This is a genomic window from Aquabacterium sp., assembly GCF_029946005.1.
GTDB lineage: Bacteria > Pseudomonadota > Gammaproteobacteria > Burkholderiales > Burkholderiaceae_C > Aquabacterium.
The window spans coordinates 116,534-134,161 of sequence record NZ_JAQSDR010000006.1 but is presented as its reverse complement, the minus strand read 5'-3'; the positions used below and the strand labels follow the sequence as shown (position 1 = coordinate 134,161).

17 protein-coding genes are annotated in these 17,628 nt (G+C 61.9%); 5 read left to right on the top strand and 12 right to left on the bottom strand.

Features of this window, described 5'->3' with window-relative positions; translation table 11 throughout:
- Positions 1–14 precede the first annotated feature (14 nt).
- From clsB to PSV38_RS03625, 10 genes are all read right to left on the bottom strand, one after another.
- Positions 15–1,328, bottom strand: coding sequence for a cardiolipin synthase ClsB (gene clsB, locus PSV38_RS03670; protein WP_300544970.1), 1,314 nt, complete (start codon positions 1,326–1,328; stop codon positions 15–17).
- Positions 1,328–2,140, bottom strand: coding sequence for an endonuclease/exonuclease/phosphatase family protein (locus tag PSV38_RS03665; protein ID WP_300545548.1), 813 nt, complete (start codon positions 2,138–2,140; stop codon positions 1,328–1,330). Before PSV38_RS03665 ends, clsB begins: the two co-directional genes overlap by 1 nt.
- Before the next feature lie 75 nt (positions 2,141–2,215).
- Entirely contained in the window at positions 2,216–2,728 is a 513-nt protein-coding gene (gene nudB, locus PSV38_RS03660) for a dihydroneopterin triphosphate diphosphatase (RefSeq protein ID WP_300544968.1), read from the bottom strand.
- Positions 2,725–3,570, bottom strand: a complete 846-nt coding sequence (locus PSV38_RS03655) for a CsgG/HfaB family protein (protein ID WP_300544966.1) — start codon at positions 3,568–3,570, stop codon at positions 2,725–2,727. The genes nudB and PSV38_RS03655 overlap by 4 nt, the downstream gene beginning before the upstream one ends.
- Before the next feature lie 98 nt (positions 3,571–3,668).
- Positions 3,669–5,468: an aspartate--tRNA ligase gene (gene aspS / locus PSV38_RS03650; RefSeq protein ID WP_300544964.1), complete on the bottom strand. Its 1,800-nt coding sequence runs from the start codon at positions 5,466–5,468 to the stop codon at positions 3,669–3,671.
- 97 nt (positions 5,469–5,565) lie between these two features.
- A complete protein-coding gene (locus tag PSV38_RS03645; protein ID WP_300544961.1) occupies positions 5,566–6,225 on the bottom strand; it encodes a DUF502 domain-containing protein in 660 nt (219 codons plus the stop codon).
- A 71-nt stretch (positions 6,226–6,296) separates the two neighbouring features.
- On the bottom strand, positions 6,297–6,635 hold the full coding sequence (locus PSV38_RS03640) for an FmdB family zinc ribbon protein (protein ID WP_300544959.1): 339 nt from the start codon (positions 6,633–6,635) through the stop codon (positions 6,297–6,299).
- A gap of 48 nt (positions 6,636–6,683) precedes the next feature.
- Positions 6,684–8,132, bottom strand: a complete 1,449-nt coding sequence (locus PSV38_RS03635) for a sodium:solute symporter family protein (protein WP_300544957.1) — start codon at positions 8,130–8,132, stop codon at positions 6,684–6,686.
- 61 nt (positions 8,133–8,193) lie between these two features.
- Entirely contained in the window at positions 8,194–9,744 is a 1,551-nt protein-coding gene (gene ubiB, locus PSV38_RS03630) for a ubiquinone biosynthesis regulatory protein kinase UbiB (protein WP_300544955.1), read from the bottom strand.
- A gap of 18 nt (positions 9,745–9,762) precedes the next feature.
- Positions 9,763–10,335, bottom strand: coding sequence for a hypothetical protein (locus PSV38_RS03625; RefSeq protein ID WP_300544952.1), 573 nt, complete (start codon positions 10,333–10,335; stop codon positions 9,763–9,765).
- A gap of 216 nt (positions 10,336–10,551) precedes the next feature.
- Here PSV38_RS03625 and PSV38_RS03620 point away from each other — a divergent pair, with 216 nt between their 5' ends.
- From PSV38_RS03620 to PSV38_RS03605, 4 genes are read left to right on the top strand one after another with little or no spacing between them, the layout of a single operon-like run.
- Positions 10,552–11,946 (top strand): undecaprenyl-phosphate glucose phosphotransferase, encoded by a 1,395-nt coding sequence (locus PSV38_RS03620; protein WP_300544950.1) that lies wholly within the window; start codon positions 10,552–10,554, stop codon positions 11,944–11,946.
- 12 nt (positions 11,947–11,958) lie between these two features.
- Positions 11,959–13,245, top strand: a complete 1,287-nt coding sequence (locus PSV38_RS03615) for a hypothetical protein (protein ID WP_300544948.1) — start codon at positions 11,959–11,961, stop codon at positions 13,243–13,245.
- A 9-nt stretch (positions 13,246–13,254) separates the two neighbouring features.
- Positions 13,255–14,286 (top strand): UDP-glucose 4-epimerase GalE, encoded by a 1,032-nt coding sequence (gene galE, locus PSV38_RS03610; protein WP_300544945.1) that lies wholly within the window; start codon positions 13,255–13,257, stop codon positions 14,284–14,286.
- 50 nt (positions 14,287–14,336) lie between these two features.
- Positions 14,337–15,791 carry a mannose-1-phosphate guanylyltransferase/mannose-6-phosphate isomerase gene (locus PSV38_RS03605; RefSeq protein ID WP_300544943.1) on the top strand — a complete coding sequence of 485 codons (1,455 nt, stop codon included), beginning with the start codon at positions 14,337–14,339 and terminating at the stop codon, positions 15,789–15,791.
- Between the two features lie 12 nt (positions 15,792–15,803).
- Here PSV38_RS03605 and PSV38_RS03600 read toward each other — a convergent pair whose 3' ends face one another.
- Together PSV38_RS03600 and ubiG are read right to left on the bottom strand one after the other, a co-directional pair.
- On the bottom strand, positions 15,804–16,496 hold the full coding sequence (locus PSV38_RS03600) for an HAD-IA family hydrolase (protein WP_300544940.1): 693 nt from the start codon (positions 16,494–16,496) through the stop codon (positions 15,804–15,806).
- Positions 16,493–17,200, bottom strand: a complete 708-nt coding sequence (gene ubiG / locus PSV38_RS03595; protein WP_300544937.1) for a bifunctional 2-polyprenyl-6-hydroxyphenol methylase/3-demethylubiquinol 3-O-methyltransferase UbiG — start codon at positions 17,198–17,200, stop codon at positions 16,493–16,495. The genes PSV38_RS03600 and ubiG overlap by 4 nt, the downstream gene beginning before the upstream one ends.
- A 63-nt stretch (positions 17,201–17,263) precedes the next feature.
- Here ubiG and PSV38_RS03590 point away from each other — a divergent pair, with 63 nt between their 5' ends.
- The gene (locus PSV38_RS03590) at positions 17,264–17,623 is read left to right on the top strand and encodes an ArsC family reductase (RefSeq protein WP_300544935.1); all 360 of its coding nucleotides are present in this window, start codon (positions 17,264–17,266) and stop codon (positions 17,621–17,623) included.
- Positions 17,624–17,628 lie beyond the last annotated feature (5 nt).

Sequence of the window (17,628 nt, the reverse complement as noted above, 5' to 3'; positions counted from 1 at the left end):
GACGCTGTCCCGCCTCAATACCGCCCGGTGACGCCCGCCAATCGAAGGTAAGTTTTGGCCATCCAGGCGATGGTTGAACGCCGCACTCGCGTCATCCAGCTGCGTTGCCGAACCAGTGGCGGTGGGATCTCAACGCTCTGTTCAAAGTCGTGCAGCAAAGCGGCCGACAGCGTGCGCACAAAGCCCCGGTCGCGCACCACCAGGTTGGCCTCCAGGTTCAACACCAGCGACAAGGGGTCGAGGTTGGACGAACCGATGGTGGCCCACTCATCGTCCACGCAAAGCACCTTGGCATGCAGCAGTGCCGGCTGGTATTCAAAGATGCGGACCCCGTGAAGTTGCAGGTCGTGGTACAGCACCTGGGCTGCGATCGCTGCGATCCTGTAGTCCGCCTTGCCTTGCAACAGCAGCCTGACCACCACCCCGCGCTTGGCGGCGTTGCGCAGCGCATGCCGCAAGGCGCGGGCGGGGTAGAAGTAAGGCGTGATGATGTCCACCCGCGTGCGCGCATGCTGGATCGCCTGCAAGGCTGCGTGCTCAATGGTGCGCCGCTGCAGCAGGTTGTCGCGCAAGACAAAAGCGCAGCGCATGGGCAGGTGGGTGGCGGAGGCCGCCGACAGATGCCTTTGCTCGCCCGGTGACAGCCGCAAACGGGCTTTCAGCCACAAAGCGCGCAGTCGCTTCATGCTGCGGTGATCGGCCATCCAGTGAACGATGTCGTCGCGCCAGTCTCGGCCCAACGTGGCCCGGGTCCACATGGCCTTGACCGTGTGTGCCATCGGCAAGACGGCGGGGCCGTTCACCTGCAAGGCATAGTCCAATCGAGGGTTTGACGACCAGCCCAGCGCCAGGTCGTAGCGGTCATCGATCAGGTTGATGCCACCGACGAAGCCCACCGCATCGTCGATCACGCACAGCTTCATGTGCATGCGCCGCCATTGCGACGAGTCCAGCAAATTCAACAAACCACGCACAGGCCGATACACCACCAGCTTGATGCCTGCTGTCTCCAGGTCTCGCCAAAGCGAGGCCGGGGCATCACGCGAGCCGACGCCGTCCACCACGAAGTGCACATCGATGCCTCGCTGGGCAGCCCGGGTCAAAGCCTGCAGCACCGACTGGCTTTGACCAACCGGCGACACCATGTAGGTGGCCATCCACACCGACCGCTTGGCTGCGTCGATGCTGGCGCACAAGGCCGGGAACTGTTGTGCGGCGCCCTTCAACAAACTGACCTGGTTGCCGCCCGTGAACATGGGCTTGCGCTGGCCATACCAGGCCAAACCGCGCAGCGCGTGCGCCGAACTCTGTTCGGGCAGGGGGTTCATCAGGTGTTGTCGATGTCCAGTTCGACCACCAGGGGCAAGTGGTCCGACATGCGCGGCCAAGCGCCACCGCGCGGCACCATCACCGATTGGCAGGTCAAGCCCCGTGTGTAGACCCGATCCAGTGCCAGCACTGGAATGCGCGAGGGGAAGGTGGGTGTGTTCGGGGCCTTGGGCAAGCCGGCGCGTTTCAGATTGGCGGTGTGCAACACCGGGTCGAGCTTCTCATTCCAGTCGTTGAAGTCGCCCGCCACCACCACCAGTGCATCGGGCGGCAAATCTCTGATCACCAGGGCAGCCAGGTGCTCGGCCTGCCGCACACGGCTGGCGTGGATCAGGCCCAGGTGCACCACGATCACGTGGATCTCGACGCCGCGCCAGAACACGGGCACGTGCAAAAAACCGCGCTGTTCGAACCGGTGGTCAGACACGTCGTGGTGGCCAATGTTGCCCATGGGCCAGCGGCTCAGCAAAGCGTTGCCATGCTCGCCATCTTTGGTGGTGGCGTTGGTGCGGTAAGCCACCTCATAGCCTTCGGGCGCTAGAAAATCGGCCTGTGGCTGCTGCGGCCAGCACATGGGCCCGTAATCGGTGCGCGAAAAGCGCCTGGCCTCGGCCCTGTGGAAATGGCGCACTTCCTGAAGACACACGATGTCGGCGTCAAATGCCTCGACCGCCAGGCTCAGGTTGTGGATTTCCAGGCGTTTGGTGGGGCCCATGCCTCGCACGCCTTTGTGGATGTTGTACGTGGCCACCCGCAGGTGCGTGGACGACTGCGTCGAGGGCGGCAACAGCGAGGACTGGAGAGGGTTCAGCACGGCGAATCATTCCAACAGCGGCGCGAACAAAGGCGTTCACCCTGACACCATAGCCGCAACTGAGGCTGTCTTTCAGCCCGTTGAAGGGTTGGCTTTCCCGCTAAATCGAGGCAGTTGCAAAATCGCCTCGGCGTTGGACGGCGAAAAGCAGCGGTCTGCCGCCTCTTGCAAGGGGAGCCAGGCCCACGCGGTGTGCTCTCGGGGTGCCAGCGTGACCGGGGTGTTACGAGGCACACATAACCCAAAAACCCGTTCGGTGTTGTGGGTCACGCCGGGGGCGTAGCGGTGCCGCCAGACCGGGTAGATTTCGTAAATGTTCTCGATGGCCCAATCCTGCAGGGCGGCCATCGGCACGGCGGGGCTGCCGATGACGATGCCGGTTTCTTCCGCCACTTCACGCGCGGCGGTGAGGTCCCAGGGTTCATCCTCCAGGTCTTTCGACCCGGTCACGCTCTGCCAAAAACCGGGTTGCTGGGTGCGCTCGATCAACAGCACCTCCAGCTCGGGCGTGTGGATCACCACCAGCACCGACAGCGGGATTTTGGGCGGGCGAACAGCGGCACTCGCCTCGGGAGGCTGGCTCATGGCTTGCCCAGCACGGCCGCCGACGGCGGCAATTGTTTGGCTTGCAACTCGCGCACCTGGGTCACCAGCTTGTTGTGCGCATCGAAAAATGCCGCGGCGATCACCTTGCCTTCGTTGGAGTTGCTCCAGCCCATGCCACCCGCCCCGCCCAACTTGCCCGCCACGAATCCGCCCACACCCAGGTCGGTGACCTTGACTGAACCGGTGGACGCGGCCAATTGTTCGGTGGTTTCGTTGTCGGTCAGCAGCAAGGCCACTTGGGCTTCCTTGATCTTGACCTGATCGACCAGGCCCGCCAGCCCGGCGATGTCGCGCAGCACCGGGATGGCCGCGATCACGCCGCTCAGGCCCCGGCCCGCATCCTGTTCGCTGAACGTCAGGCTGGGCACCAGGGTGTACTGCGCTTCGTAGCCCTTGCCCTTGGACACCGTGCTGTTGGATCGGACGATGCCCGCTTCCTTCAGTTCGTTTTCCTGGATGGTGCTGCGCAGGCCCGCCGCGCGGTCCACCACGCGGAAGCAGCCGCTTTGCTGGGCGATCAGTTTGAGCAGTGGCACGGGCGAAGCGGGCAACTGGTAATGCGAGGTCATGGTGTAGCCGTTGGGGTTCTCGGCCAGGGCCAGTGTGGCCACCGGCGTCGTGCAGGTCACCAGGCCACCGTCGGCGCCTTGCGCGCCCTTGGGCCCGGCCGAGCCCGAGACCACCGAGCCGCCCTGGCCCAGCTCCGTCTTGGCCTGCTGGGTGACCTTGTCGCCGCAACCTGCCAGGCCCAGACTCAACAGCGTTGCCGCTGACAGCAAGGCCCAAGCGTGGCGGTGAATGCGGTGAGGTGAATGCTGCATGTCCAATATCCTGAAGGCCAATGAAAACGGGCCACCCCAAAGGGCGGCCCGCGCAGTGTACTGAGGATGTCGCCCTGGGGCGATCCCTCTTAGTGAGGTCAGGCCGTGGCCGTGCCCGCCTGCGGATTGCGTAGTCGGATGTGCAGCTCTTTCAACTGCTTTTCGTCGACCGGGCTTGGTGCGTGCGTCAGCAGGCACTGGGCGCGTTGCGTCTTCGGGAAGGCGATCACGTCGCGGATCGACTCGGCGCCGGTCATCAGCGTGACCAAGCGGTCCAAGCCGAAAGCCAGGCCACCGTGCGGAGGCGCGCCGTATTGCAGCGCATCCAGCAGGAAGCCGAACTTCAGTTGCGCCTCTTCCGGCCCGATCTTCAGCGCGCTGAAGACCTTGCTCTGCACTTCGGCGCGGTGAATCCGAATGGAGCCGCCACCCAGTTCCCAGCCGTTCAACACCATGTCGTAGGCCTTGGCGATGCACTTCTCGGGATCGGTGTCCATGAGGTTTTCATGGCCGTCTTTGGGCGCCGTGAACGGGTGGTGAACCGCGTTCCAGCGGTCGCCTTCTTCGTCGTGCTCAAACATCGGGAAGTCGACCACCCACAGCGGGGCCCACTTGTGTTCGAACAGGCCAGACTTCTTGCCGAAGTCGCTGTGGCCGATCTTGACGCGCAGGGCGCCAATGGCATCGTTGACCACCTTGGCCTTGTCGGCACCGAAGAAAATCAGGTCGCCGTTTTGCGCGCCCGTGCGCTTGAGGATCTCGTTCAAGGCCTCGTCATGGATGTTCTTGACGATGGGCGATTGCAGGCCTTCACGGCCTTTTTCCAGCTCATTGACCTTGATCCAGGCCAGGCCCTTGGCGCCGTAGATCTTGACGAACTCGGTGTAGGCGTCGATCTCACCACGGCTGATGGCGCTGCCACCCGGCACGCGCAGCGCGGCCACGCGGCCACCCTTGGTCGTGGCCGGCGTCGAGAACACCTTGAAGTCGACCGAGGCCATGATGTCGGTCAGCTCGGTGAACTCGAGCTTGACGCGCAGATCCGGCTTGTCCGAGCCGTACAGGTGCATGGCATCGGCATAGGTCATGACGGGGTAGTCGCCCAGGTCCACGTCCAGCGCCGTCTTGAAGACGCGGCGGATCATGCCCTCGAACATGTCGCGGATCTCTTGTTCGCCCAGGAAGGACGTCTCAATGTCGATCTGGGTGAATTCGGGCTGGCGATCCGCGCGCAGGTCTTCGTCGCGGAAGCATTTGGTGATCTGGTAGTAGCGGTCAAAGCCCGCCACCATCAGCAATTGCTTGAACAACTGGGGCGACTGGGGCAGGGCGAAGAACTGGCCGTCGTTCACGCGCGAGGGCACGAGGTAGTCGCGCGCGCCTTCGGGCGTCGATTTGGTCAGCATCGGCGTTTCGATGTCGATGAAGCCGTTCTCGTCCAGGAACTTGCGCGCTTCCATGGCCACGCGGTAGCGCAGGCGCAGGTTCTTCTGCATGTAGGGGCGGCGCAGGTCGAGCACGCGGTGCGTGAGGCGTGTCGTTTCGGACAGGTTCTCGTCGTCCAGCGGGAAGGGCGGCGTCACGCTCGGGTTCAGCACTTCGAGGGTGTGGGCCAGGATTTCGATTTTTCCGCTGGTCAGTCCGGCGTTTTCGGTGCCAGCGGGGCGCGCGCGCACCAGGCCGGTCAGCTTCAGGCAGAACTCGTTGCGCACGCCTTCGGCCACCTTGAAGGTGTCAACGCGGTCGGGGTCACAGACGACCTGGACCAGGCCTTCGCGGTCGCGCAAGTCAATGAAGATCACGCCGCCGTGATCGCGGCGACGGTGGGCCCAGCCCATCAGCGTCACGGTCTGGCCCATCAGCGCTTCGCTGACCAGTCCGCAGTAAGTGGTTCGCATCGTTATTCTCCGGATGATCGATCGTGTTCGTGGGGCGGCCGCCGCAAAAAGCGCGAGCCCGCCCGGAACCCTCGATTGTCCCTCAGGATTGAGGTGCTCAGGCCGTGTGGCGTGGCTTGACTTGGTTGATCACCGCCGACGCGTGCAGCGGCGGGGCCACCACGCCCATGGAAATGATGTATTTCAAGGCTTCGTCCACCGACATTTGCAATTCGATCACGTCGCTGCGCGGCACAATCAGCATGAAGCCCGAGGTGGGGTTGGGGGTGGTGGGCACGTACAAGGTCAGGTGGTCATCGCTGAGGTGCGCCGCCACCTCGCCACTGGGCTTGCCAGTGACGAAGCCGATGGTCCAGGAGCCCGCACGTGGGTATTGCACCAGCACCGCATGGCGAAACGCCTGGCCGCTGCTAGAAAACAGGGTGTCCGACACCTGCTTGACCGAGGTGTAAATGGATTTGACGATCGGGATGTTGGAGAAGACCCGGTTCGACTGGTCCAGGATCCACTGGCCGGCGAAGTTGGTCACGGCCAGCCCCGTCAGCAGCAGCACCGACACCATGACGATGGCGCTCAGGCCAGGAATGCTCCTCAGCGATTCAAGGCCGGGGCGCAGGCTTTCGGGCAACACGGTCTGCGCGGCGATGATCAGGCCGGCGAAGACGCCATCCAGCACGCCCAGTACCTGCATCATCACCCAGATGGTGATGGTCAAAGGCAGCCACACGAGCAAGCCGGTCAGGATGTATTTCTTCACAAATGCGCTTCAAGATGAGGCCGCAAAGGCCGGGTGATCGCAGCGGGTGCGATCTGTGGATGGGCCGTCGTTCAGGCCGTGCTGGCAGGCGAGCTGCCCCCCGAAGACGGCGTGGTGCTGCTGGCAGGGGCGGCCGGTGTGGCCGATGGCGTCGCGGCTGGCGCGGCCGTGTCGGGGCTGCCCGAGGCGGCCTTGTCTTTCGATTCCGGTGCAGTGGCCGTGCTGGTGCCCCCGCGGAAATCGGTCACGTACCAACCCGAGCCCTTCAATTGAAACCCAGCTGCCGTCAGTTGCTTCTTGAAGCTTTCGGCCCCGCAGGCCGGGCAAGTGGACAGGACGGGATCGGACATTTTTTGCAAAACGTCCTTGGCATGACCGCAAGACTCACAGCGGTAGGCGTAAATCGGCATCTCAAACCTTCGGGTTTTCCAGTAAGACCAGTATTCTACGTGCCCTGCTCAGCCGAGGTGGTGCTTTCGATCGTGGTGGTTCTTGATCAACTGGGGTGCCAGTGAGCCCACCACCATGCCGATCAGCGCCGCGATCAGGCCCGCCAACTGGCCGGGAAATGCTTCGCCCCACGGTGCATGGAGCATGAAAGTGCCCCATGTGCCAATGCCCAGGGCGATGGACATCACGGCGCCCTGCGTGGTCGAGCGCTTCCAGTACAGCCCCATCGTCAGGGGCACAAAGGCGGCCACTAAAGGCACTTGGTAGGCGGAGGACACCAGGTCGTAAATGGGGGTACCTTGCATGGCGATGGCATAGGCCAACACCAGCGCGGTGAACACGAAAATCGTGATCCGCAGCGACAGCAGCACTTGCTTGTCGCTCATGCCAGGCTTGATGTTGCGAAGGATGTTTTCGACGAAGCTGGTCGAGGGCGCCAGCAGCGTGGCCGACGAGGTCGACTTGATGGCCGACACCAGCGCGCCAAAGAAGAAGATCTGCGCTACCAGTGGCATGTGCGTCAGGATCAGCGTGGGCAGCACTTTTTGCGGGTCATTGGCCAGCAGCGCCTGGGCCTCGCTCGGCATGATGATCATCGACGCGGCTACGATGAACATCGGCACAAAGGCAAAGGCCAGGTAGCTGAAGCCGCCAATCACCGCGCCGCGGCTGGCGGTTTTGCTGTCCTTGGCCGACATCACGCGCTGGAAAACGTCCTGCTGAGGGATGGAGCCAAACATCATGGTGATGGCCGCGGCGATGAAGGCGATCCAGCCCGAAGGGGTGTGTTCCGGCCAGATCCTGAACCAGTCGTTGGACTGGGCCAGAGCGATGACCTTGTCCGCGCCGCCTGCCTGCTCGCTCGCCATCACGGCGATCACCGATAAGCCAACGACGAGCACGATCATCTGGATGAAGTCGGTCCACGCCACGGCCAGCATGCCGCCGATCAACACGTAGACCAGCACCAGGCTGGTGCCGATGATCATGCCCACCCAGGGTTCGATCTGGCCACCGGACAACACCGAAAACACCAGGCCCAGGGCCGTGATCTGTGCCGCCACCCAGCCCAGGTAGCTCAGGATGATGGCGATCGAGCAGAAAATTTCCACGCCTTCGCCAAAGCGGGCGCGGTAGAAATCGCCGATGGTCAGCAGCTTCATCTTGTACAGCTTGGTGGCAAAAAAGGCGCCCACCAGCACCAAACACATGGACGCCCCAAAGGGGTCTTCAACCACCGCGTTCAAACCGCCCTGCACGAACTTGGCCGGGATGCCCATCACCGTTTCGGCCCCAAACCAGGTCGCGAAGGTGGTGGTGATCACCATGGCCAAGGGCAGGCTGCGCCCCGCGACGGCGAAATCGGTCGTGTTCTTGATGCGTGTGCCGGCGTAGACCCCGATGGCCATGGTTCCCACCAGGTACAGGATCACAAACCAGAGCAAAGTGGTGTTCATGTCGCCAAAAACCTTCTACTGTCGGGCCGAGGATCGGCGCGCAGTGTAAGGCCTTGCTCGCCTAAATCATGCCGGCCAGGTGCAGCTTCAGCAAGAGTTGCGCCACCAGCAGTCCCATGACGAAACCCATGCCCACCCACAGGGCGGCCGTCATGGTGCGGTTGGTCTTGCGTTGCTCTTTCAAGATGGCGGCCAGGTCGCGCCGCAATCCGACGTCGCTGCGCTCCAGGTTCTGGTGGAGCAAGCGAGGCAACTCGGGCAAGAGTTTGGCGTAGCGGGGGGCTTCCTGTTTCAGCCGCTCCAGAAGGCCGCGCCAGCCAACTTGCTCGTTCATCCAGCGCTCCAGGAATGGCTTGGCGGTGCTCCACAAATCAAGATCAGGATCAAGCTGCCGACCCAGGCCTTCGACATTGAGTAATGTTTTTTGCAGCAGCACCAGTTGTGGCTGGATCTCCACATTGAATCGTCGTGAAATTTGAAACAGACGCAACAAAACCAATCCCAACGACAAATCCTTCAACGGCCGGTCGAAGTAAGGCTCGCACACGGTGCGCACCGCGCCTTCCAGTTCGTCAACCCGGGTGTTGGCTGGCACCCAGCCGCTTTCGATGTGCAGCTCCGCCACGCGTTTGTAGTCGCGGCGGAAGAAGGCGATGAAGTTCTGCGACAGGTACTCTTTGTCGACCTCCGTCAGCGTGCCGATGATGCCGAAATCCAGGGCGATGTAGCGGCCGAAGGTTTCAGGCGCCAGGCTGACCTGGATGTTGCCCGGGTGCATGTCAGCGTGGAAGAAGCCATCGCGGAACACCTGAGTGAAAAAGATGGTCACGCCATCGCGAGCCAGCTTTTTGATGTCGACGCCAGCATCGCGCAGGCGGGCCAGGTGGCTGATCGGCACGCCTTTCATGCGCTCCATCACCATCACGGTGCCGGTGCAGTAGTCCCAGATCATCTCGGGCACCAGGACCAGGTCCAGGTTCTTCATGTTGCGGCGCAGTTGCGCGGCATTGGCGGCTTCGCGTACCAGGTCGAGCTCGTCGTGCAGGTATTTGTCGAACTCGGCCACGACCAGGCGCGGCTTGAGTCGTCGGCCATCTGCCCATAAAAATTCCACCCAACCGGCCAGCTTGCGCATCAAAGCCAGGTCGTCATCGATCACGCGCAGCATGCGGGGCCGCAGCACCTTGACGGCCACCTCGCGCCCGTCGTGCAGCACGGCAAAGTGCACCTGTGCGATGGAGGCGCTAGCCACGGGTTCGGCGTCGAACTGCTTGAAGATGGCGGCAATGGGCTTGCCCAATGCTTTTTCTACCAGCTTCATCGACTCTTCACCAGGGAAGGGTGGGACCCGATCCTGCAGCTTGGCGAGTTCGTCGGCCACATCGGGGGGCAGCAGGTCGCGGCGCGTGGACAACATCTGTCCGAACTTCACGAACACGGGCCCCAGGCTTTCAAGGGCCTGGCGCAAGCGCTCGCCGCGCGGGGCATGCAGGCGGCGCCCCGTTGAAATGATTCGGGACAGCAGGCGAAGGCTGGGGCGGCGCAGGCTGTCCAGCGCCAGCGCGTCCAGCCCGTAGCGTAAAAAGATCAAGCCAATGAACAAGGCGCGCATCAGGGTTCCCGCGGCTTCTCAGCGTTTGGCGTCGTGAAAGCCAGGCCGACGGCCCGCATCCGGGCGCCAGCGCAGCACGGTTTCCTTCAGGCCCTCGCCCACCGAGCGAAGGACCTGGCTGGGGGTGTTGCCCAACCAGCGCGCCAGGTCATCTTCGATGTCCCAGCGCAGATTTTTCATCAGCCAGGAGGCCGTTTCAGCCAGTGCCGCATCGCCGTCAATGCTGACCTCGGGGCGTTCGCCTTGCAGCGCTCGCCTCGTCATGGTCCAGGGGGCGGTCAGGTGGACGGTCAGCGTCAGGCCCACAGGGGCGTCGGTGGCGCCATCGGCGGTGGCCACCTCAAACAGCCCGGCCGGGGTGACGGTCAGCCGCACGGGCTTGGGCGCCCAATCGGCACTGGTGCTGCCCGGTGCCAGCCATGCGGCGAAAGGCGGCACGAACGACGAAGTCCAGCGGATGTCGACCGTCCGGCCCACGTGCGCCTTGAGCTTGGCCACGGCCACGGGTTCGCTGGCCACCACGTGGTTGAGCAGCAGTGCAAGCCGCGGCAGTGCCAGCGGGCCAATCCAGGAGAGGGGGTTAATTGCCATGAACTAATTGTAGGTGTGGCCCGACAGTTGAAACGGGTGGCTACCAATTGGGGTGTGCACCGTTTCATTTGTCATGTTTTTTGAGCCACAATCGTTGGCAGACTTTATGCATGGCGCCCGACCCTGGGCCAGCTGTGGTCATGGGCTGTCTACGCCGACCATGACGTAGGCAGAGTTCAACGATTTCCGGGGCCTCGGGGTCTGCCCCTGGTGCACATGTTCAATAACCGCAACTACAACCGAACGTTTTTCAACGCACCGCAGTCGGTCACGTCTTTCATCGCAGCTTTCCTGGAGCCACTGGTCACGGTGGCTTCTCTGCTGGGCACCATGGCGTATTACGACGAGCCAGTCTTGCGCGCATCGATGGCGCTTTGTTTGCTCGTGTTCGCCCTGACCTTCCCGGGACGCAATCGGTTCAACGACTCTCGCCTTGAAGCGGGTGTGGACATTGCCAGTTCATGGGTGTCCATGTTGCTGATCCTGTGGCTTTGCGGGTATGCCACCAACAGCCTGATGTTCTTCGACTTCACGGTGATGTTGTCGTGGGCGGTGGTAACGCCGGTGCTGCAGTGGATTGCGGTGCTGATTGGCAAGGCCATCCTGAAGCACCGCGCCTCTCAGCCCAATGCCCGTCGGCGCGCCATCGTGGTGGGGGCGGGGCCCCTGGGCGGAAAAGTCGCCCGCGCCCTGCAAAGCAACCTGGATCAGGGCACCGAGTTCGTGGGCTATTTCGATGATCGCACCGACAGCCGCGTGCTGTCCGAGGCCGTCAGCATGCGCCTGGGCGGCCTGCGCGATGTCGCCAACTACGTCTATGCCCACAGCATCCACGAGGTCTACATCACCTTGCCGCTGGGCTCTCAGCCCCGCATTGTGGAGTTGCTGGAAGCCGTGCAAGGCACCACGGCCTCGCTGTATTTCGTGCCGGACGTGTTCGGCATCAGCATCATCCAGGGCCGCCTGCAGGACATGAATGGCGTGCCGGTGGTGGGCATTTGCGAAACCCCCTTCACAGGGACCAATGAACTGGTCAAGCGGGTGTCTGACATTGTCCTGGGCAGCATCATCGTGGTGCTGATCTCGCCCATTTTGCTGGGCCTGGCCATCGGGGTGAAACTGAGCTCGCCGGGGCCAGCCATCTTCAGGCAAAAGCGCAATGGTCTGGATGGCGAGGAGATCGTCGTCTACAAATTCCGGTCCATGCGCTCGCAAGACAACGGCGCGGTGGTCAAGCAGGCCACCAAGGGTGATTCACGGATCACGCCTTTTGGGGCGTTCATCCGCAGAACCTCCCTTGACGAATTGCCGCAGTTCATCAATGTTCTGCAGGGGCGCATGAGTATCGTGGGCCCACGCCCCCATGCCGTAGCGCACAACGAGGAATACCGTCGTTTGATCAAGGCTTACATGGTGCGCCACAAGGTGCGGCCTGGCATCACCGGTTGGGCGCAGGTGAACGGTTACCGCGGTGAGACCGAGACCATCGACAAGATGCAGGCTCGGGTTGAGTTTGACCTGGAATACCTGCGGAACTGGTCCCTGGGGCTTGATTTGCAGATCATCATCCGCACCATCCGCCTGATGATCTTTGACCGCAACGCTTACTGAAAGAGGTTAGCTGTGAAACTAAAATTGAATCAATACACGCTGAGTTCGGTGTCTGTGGCTGCTTTGCTGGCCTGTGTGATGCCTGCCAATGCTGAGCCTTTTTCGCTGAAGTTGAGCGAGGTGGTGTCCTATGACAGCAATTACGCGAGAAATGCCGAAGATCAGACCGAAGTCGTCTCGAGCACCGGGGTGACCCTGGGTTTTAATCAAAGCTATGGACGTCAGATTTACACGGCTTCTGGCAAGTTTGGTATTGACAAGCATAAAAACTTCAAAGATCAGGATAATAATAATTATGACCTGAGTGCGGGGTTCACGTCGGGCATCGCCTCCAACTGGGTTGTGGCGCTCAATGGTTCCACCAGTGAAAGGCTGAACTCGGTTGAAAACAATCTCCTGAGTAATCGCCTGGCAAAGAACATGGCGACTTTGCACAATGTCGGGGCGAATGTGCAATATGGGGTCGCTGGGCGCTGGTCGTTGCTGGGTTCGGTAGGAATGGCACGCAATTCATATTCGCTGGCTTCGTATGAATATCAGAACCGGGAGCAAAATTCAGGCGGGTTGCGATTGGTCTACAACACCAGCGATTTGTTGAGTTTTGGTGTGGGTGCCTCTACCGCCAACAGCAAGTACCCCAACCAAATCGTTGCTGGCGTGCCGGAGGAAGTCAAGCAAAACAGTCTTGACTTTTCGACCAATTGGCAGGTGACCGGCTTCAGCCGCCTGGATGCGGTTTTGAGTTATGCCAAGAATACATACAAATCAGACTCGAATGCTGATTTCAAGGGATTCACTGGGCGCTTGAATTGGGATTACAAGCCTACCGGGTTGACGACTTATTCATTGTCGGCATCACGCGGTACCAACAACGATGGCAGCGGAACTGGCCTACGGAATAATTTGCAATTACCTCAGACTTTCGAAGAAAGAATTCAGCAAATACCTGGTCGGTACGTGGACACCACCATCAACAGCGTCACCACCTCCGTGGATGGCCGGATGCGATGGACGCCAACCGCTAAGTTAGGCTTTACTGCTGGCTTGGGCTGGGACCGGTATGACGTGACCACAACCCGTTCTGTTGCTCTGATTGGTCTGTCTGGGAAAACCTCAAGTGACTACACCGTGGTATCACTTTCATCCGACTACAACTTCTCGCGCGCCATCGCCCTGGGCTGCACGGTCCAGCAATACAAGCAGTCGGCTGAAAGTAATCCCCAGGTGTCCACCAACACCCAACGCGTTGGCCATGATGGACGCCAGTTCAGTTGCAGTGCCAGTTTCACCATTGACTGAGAGTTGACCATGCCTTGCATCCTCCTGACCGGCGCCACCGGCTACATCGGCTCCCACACCTGGTTGGCGCTGCAAAGTGCCGGGTTTGACGTGGTGGGTGTGGACAGTTTCGTCAACAGTTCGCCCAAAGTGCTGCAACGGCTGGAGCACCTTGGAAAGATCAAACCGCGGTTTGTCGAGGGCGATGTGCGAGACGCCACCGTGCTGGACGAATGCTTCAAACTGGGCCAATCCGAGTTTGGTGGCATTTCGGCGGTGGTGCACTTCGCGGCTTTGAAGGCCGTGGGCGAATCCGTTGAAAAGCCCCTGGATTACTTCGAAAACAACCTGGGCGGTCTGTTGTCGGTGGCCCAGTCCATGAAACGCCATGGCGTGTTCAATCTGGTGTTCAGCTCGTCGGCCACGGTGTATGGCAAGCCTGACCAGTTGCCCATCACGGAAGAGGCGGCCTTGCGGGTGACCAATCCCTATGGTCAGACCAAGCTGATGGGCGAAGAAATTCTGCGCGAGTTGGAGCGTTGCGACAGCAGTTGGCACGTGGCTTACCTGCGCTATTTCAACCCCGTGGGCGCCCATGAGAGCGGCCAGATTGGCGAAGACCCGCGCGGCATTCCCAACAACCTGATGCCCTACGTGGCCCAGGTCGCCGCCGGCAAGCGCGAGCACTTGAACATCTACGGCAATGACTACGACACGCCAGATGGCACCGGTGTGCGCGACTACATCCACGTCTGCGATCTGGCCGATGGACATGTGGCCGCACTGCGGTACCTGGCCGAGCAGAACCGCTCGTTGACGGTGAACCTGGGAACAGGGCAGGGCTACAGCGTTCTGGAGTTGGCGAAGGCTTATGGCAAGGCTTCGGGGCGTGACATTCCGGTGGTTTTCGCCCCTCGTCGTCCGGGTGACATCGATGCCTGCTACGCTGATCCAGCGCATGCGCTCAACACCATGGGTTGGAGGGCTCAGCGCGGCCTGGACGACATGTGTGCTGATTCCTGGCGTTGGCAGTTCAACAACCCCCAGGGCTTTGCTGGATGACCAATGGCCTGGTTCAGGAATCAGGCCTGAAATTTGCTGAATAGAACCGTATGAAACTCAATTTGCTTCCCGTGATCATGGCCGGTGGCTCGGGCACCCGCCTTTGGCCGCTGTCTCGCGCCTTGTACCCCAAGCAGTTCCTGGTGCTGCAAGGCAATCAAAGCCTGTTCCAGCAAGCGCACCTGCGTTTGCAATCCTTGGGCGCAGAAGACATTGAGGTCGCCAAGCCTTGCGTGGTCGGCAATGAAGAGCATCGCTTCCTCGTGCTGGACCAGTTGCGTGAACTCAAGGGTGAGCCTTCGTCGCTGCTGTTGGAACCCGTGGGTCGCAACACCGCTCCTGCCGTGGCGCTGGCCGCCTTGCAAGCCGTGGCGCAGGGCGATGACCCGATCCTGGTGGTGACGCCCGCCGATCAGACCGTGACCGACGAGGCCGCTTACACCAAGGCCTTGCAAACAGCGGTGCGTTGCGCCGCCAAAGGTGACATCGTCATCTTGGGCATCACGCCCGATCGCCCTGAAACCGGTTTTGGCTACATCCGCACCGAGCAGGCTCAGGCTGACGGTGCGCGCGGCGTGGTCGCTTTCGTTGAGAAACCCAACCTGGAAACTGCCAAGGGCTATCTGGCTGAGGGCGGCTACTTCTGGAACAGCGGCATGTTCGTGATGCGCGCCTCACGCTGGTTGGCCGCGCTGGAGTATTTCCGCCCGGACATCCTGCAGGCCACGCGCAAGTCTTTTGACGTGCGCACCACCGATGCCAGTTTCGTGCGTCCCGGCAAGGCCGAGTTTGCGCAAGTGCCGTCCGAGTCGGTCGACTATGCGGTGATGGAGCAGTGCCCCGGCAAGCCGGCCAGCGGCTTCGTGGTGCGCATGGTGCCGCTGGATGCGGGCTGGTCCGATCTGGGTGCCTGGGATGCCGTCTGGCAGGTCAGCCCTCAAGATGCCCAAGGCAACGCGAGCCAGGGCGATGCCTTGCTGCACAACAGCCGCAATACCTTGGTCCATGCCACCAGCCGCCTGGTGGCCACGGTGGGCCTGGACAACATCGTCGTGGTGGAAACACCCGATGCCGTGCTGGTGGCCGACCGCAGTTGCAGCCAGGACGTCAAACAGATCGTCAATACGCTGGCTTTGCAAGAGCGTAGCGAAGGCACCGTGCACCGCCGTGTGCACCGGCCTTGGGGCTGGTATGACTCGATCGATTTCGGGCCACGTTTCCAGGTCAAGCGCATCATGGTCAAGCCCAAGGCCAGCCTCAGCTTGCAGATGCACCATCACCGCGCCGAGCATTGGATCGTGGTCAGCGGCACGGCCGAGGTCACCAATGGCGACAAGGTCTTGATGCTGTCCGAGAACCAGTCCACCTACATCCCACTGGGGACGGTGCACCGCTTGGTCAACCCTGGCACGATTCCGCTGGAGATCATCGAAGTGCAGTCGGGCAGTTACCTGGGTGAAGACGACATCGTCCGCTTCCAGGACAACTACGGCCGGTCGGCTTAAAAACCCACTCGCTCAGCGTTGTTTCAAACCGAGCACGGCCAGCAAATCCAGCGGCTGCTCGGTGATCACGCTCGCACCCCAGTCGCGGATGTCGTGGCTGTGGCCCAGGTAACCCCAGGCTGCGGCGGCGCTGGGCATCCCGGCAGCTTGGGCGGCCTGAATGTCGCGCAGGTCATCGCCCACATACAGCGTGGCGGCCGGATCTGATTGGATCTGTTCGCAGGCGGTCAGCAAGGGCAAGGGGTGCGGCTTGGCGTGGGCTGTGCTGTCACCGCTGATGGTGCTCATGCTTCGCTTGTCCAGGCCCAGTCCCTGCATCACCGGGATGGTGAAGCGGTGGGGCTTGTTGGTGACCACGCCCCATTTCAGCCCTGCTTGTTCAAGCTGATCCAACAACTCGGCCACGCCGTCGAACAGCACGGTGGTGTCGCTCAGGCATTGCGTGTAGGCGTCCAGGAAGGCCAGTCGCAGATCGTCGTATTCGGCATGGCCGGGGTGGATGTCGAGGCCGACGCCGATGAGGCCGCGCGCGCCAGCGGAAGCGTGCGGGCGGAGCAAGTCCAGCGGCATGGGTGGCAGGCCGCGTTGAACCCGCAAGAGGTTGAGTGCACCACCCAGGTCGCCCGCCGTGTCGGCCAGGGTGCCGTCCAGATCGAACAGCACCGCCTGGGGCGGCGCGGTCCAGTTCAACCTGCCGCTGCTCATGCGCTGGCGGGCTTGCGGCAAGCGATCATGTAGTTGACGCTGGTGTCGCCCGACAGCCAATAGCGGCGGGTGATGGGGTTGTACTCCAGGCCCTTCATCTGCGTGGTCGCTAAATCGGCCTCACGCGCCCAACGGGTCAGTTCGGCCGGGCGGATGAAGCGGGCGAATTCGTGTGTGCCTTTGGGCAGCAACTTGAGCAGGTACTCTGCTCCCACGATGGCGAAGAGGAAGGACTTGGGGTTGCGGTTGAGCGTGGAAAAGAAGATCCAGCCACCCGGTTTGGCCATCTGCGCGCAAGCCCGCACCACCGACGAAGGGTCGGGCACGTGCTCCAGCATTTCCATGCAGGTGACGACGTCGAACTGACCGGGTTGTTCGGCAGCCAGGGCTTCGGCAGAGATGCTGCGGTAGTCCAGGTTGGCCACGCCGCTTTCCATGGCGTGAAGTTGTGCCACTTTCAAGGGCCGGTCGGCCAGGTCGATGCCCAGCACGTTGGCGCCACGTCGGGCCATGGATTCGGCCAGGATGCCGCCGCCGCAGCCCACATCCACCACGCGTTTGCCCGCGATGTGGGCTTGCTGGTCGATCCAGTCCAGCCTCAGGGGGTTGATCTGGTGCAGGGGGCGGAACTCGCTTTCAGGGTCCCACCAGCGGTGGGCCAGGTCGCTGAATTTGGCCAGTTCTTGGGGGTCGGCGTTCGTCATCATGGGCAACATCGTACCGCGTGGGCGGGCAGGCAGAATGGGGCTTTGGTGAAAGGGCTGCGGATGTTGACGGTTTATGGGATCCCCCATTGCGACACGGTGAAGAAGGCTCGTACCTGGCTGGCCGAGCAGGGCCTTGAGTTCCAGTTCCACGACTACAAGAAGCAGGGCGTGCCGGCGGACCGGCTGGACGCCTGGATCAAGGCGGTGGGCTGGGAGGTGCTGGTCAACCGGCAGGGCACGACCTGGCGCAAGCTGGACGACGCCATCAAGGCTGGTGTGAACGATGCGGACAGCGCCAAGGCTTTGATGCTGGCCAACGCCAGCGTCATCAAGCGGCCGGTCATTGAACAGGATGGGCAGGTGAAGGTAGTCGGCTTTGACGAGAAAAAGGCCGCTGTCCTGGTGGATCAGCGGCCTTGAGCCTG

Bases quoted from the DNA above. Each gene is read 5' to 3' on its own strand.
- galE (WP_300544945.1), top strand. From the start codon at position 13,255: ATGCCTTGCATCCTCCTGACCGGCGCCACCGGCTACATCGGCTCCCAC.
- PSV38_RS03590 (WP_300544935.1), top strand. From the start codon at position 17,264: ATGTTGACGGTTTATGGGATCCCCCATTGCGACACGGTGAAGAAGGCT.
- ubiG (WP_300544937.1), bottom strand. From the start codon at position 17,200: ATGACGAACGCCGACCCCCAAGAACTGGCCAAATTCAGCGACCTGGCC.
- PSV38_RS03620 (WP_300544950.1), top strand. From the start codon at position 10,552: ATGTTCAATAACCGCAACTACAACCGAACGTTTTTCAACGCACCGCAG.
- clsB (WP_300544970.1), bottom strand. From the start codon at position 1,328: ATGAACCCCCTGCCCGAACAGAGTTCGGCGCACGCGCTGCGCGGTTTG.
- PSV38_RS03655 (WP_300544966.1), bottom strand. From the start codon at position 3,570: ATGCAGCATTCACCTCACCGCATTCACCGCCACGCTTGGGCCTTGCTG.
- PSV38_RS03635 (WP_300544957.1), bottom strand. From the start codon at position 8,132: ATGAACACCACTTTGCTCTGGTTTGTGATCCTGTACCTGGTGGGAACC.
- PSV38_RS03600 (WP_300544940.1), bottom strand. From the start codon at position 16,496: ATGAGCAGCGGCAGGTTGAACTGGACCGCGCCGCCCCAGGCGGTGCTG.
- aspS (WP_300544964.1), bottom strand. From the start codon at position 5,468: ATGCGAACCACTTACTGCGGACTGGTCAGCGAAGCGCTGATGGGCCAG.
- PSV38_RS03625 (WP_300544952.1), bottom strand. From the start codon at position 10,335: ATGGCAATTAACCCCCTCTCCTGGATTGGCCCGCTGGCACTGCCGCGG.
- nudB (WP_300544968.1), bottom strand. From the start codon at position 2,728: ATGAGCCAGCCTCCCGAGGCGAGTGCCGCTGTTCGCCCGCCCAAAATC.
- PSV38_RS03605 (WP_300544943.1), top strand. From the start codon at position 14,337: ATGAAACTCAATTTGCTTCCCGTGATCATGGCCGGTGGCTCGGGCACC.
- PSV38_RS03640 (WP_300544959.1), bottom strand. From the start codon at position 6,635: ATGCCGATTTACGCCTACCGCTGTGAGTCTTGCGGTCATGCCAAGGAC.
- ubiB (WP_300544955.1), bottom strand. From the start codon at position 9,744: ATGCGCGCCTTGTTCATTGGCTTGATCTTTTTACGCTACGGGCTGGAC.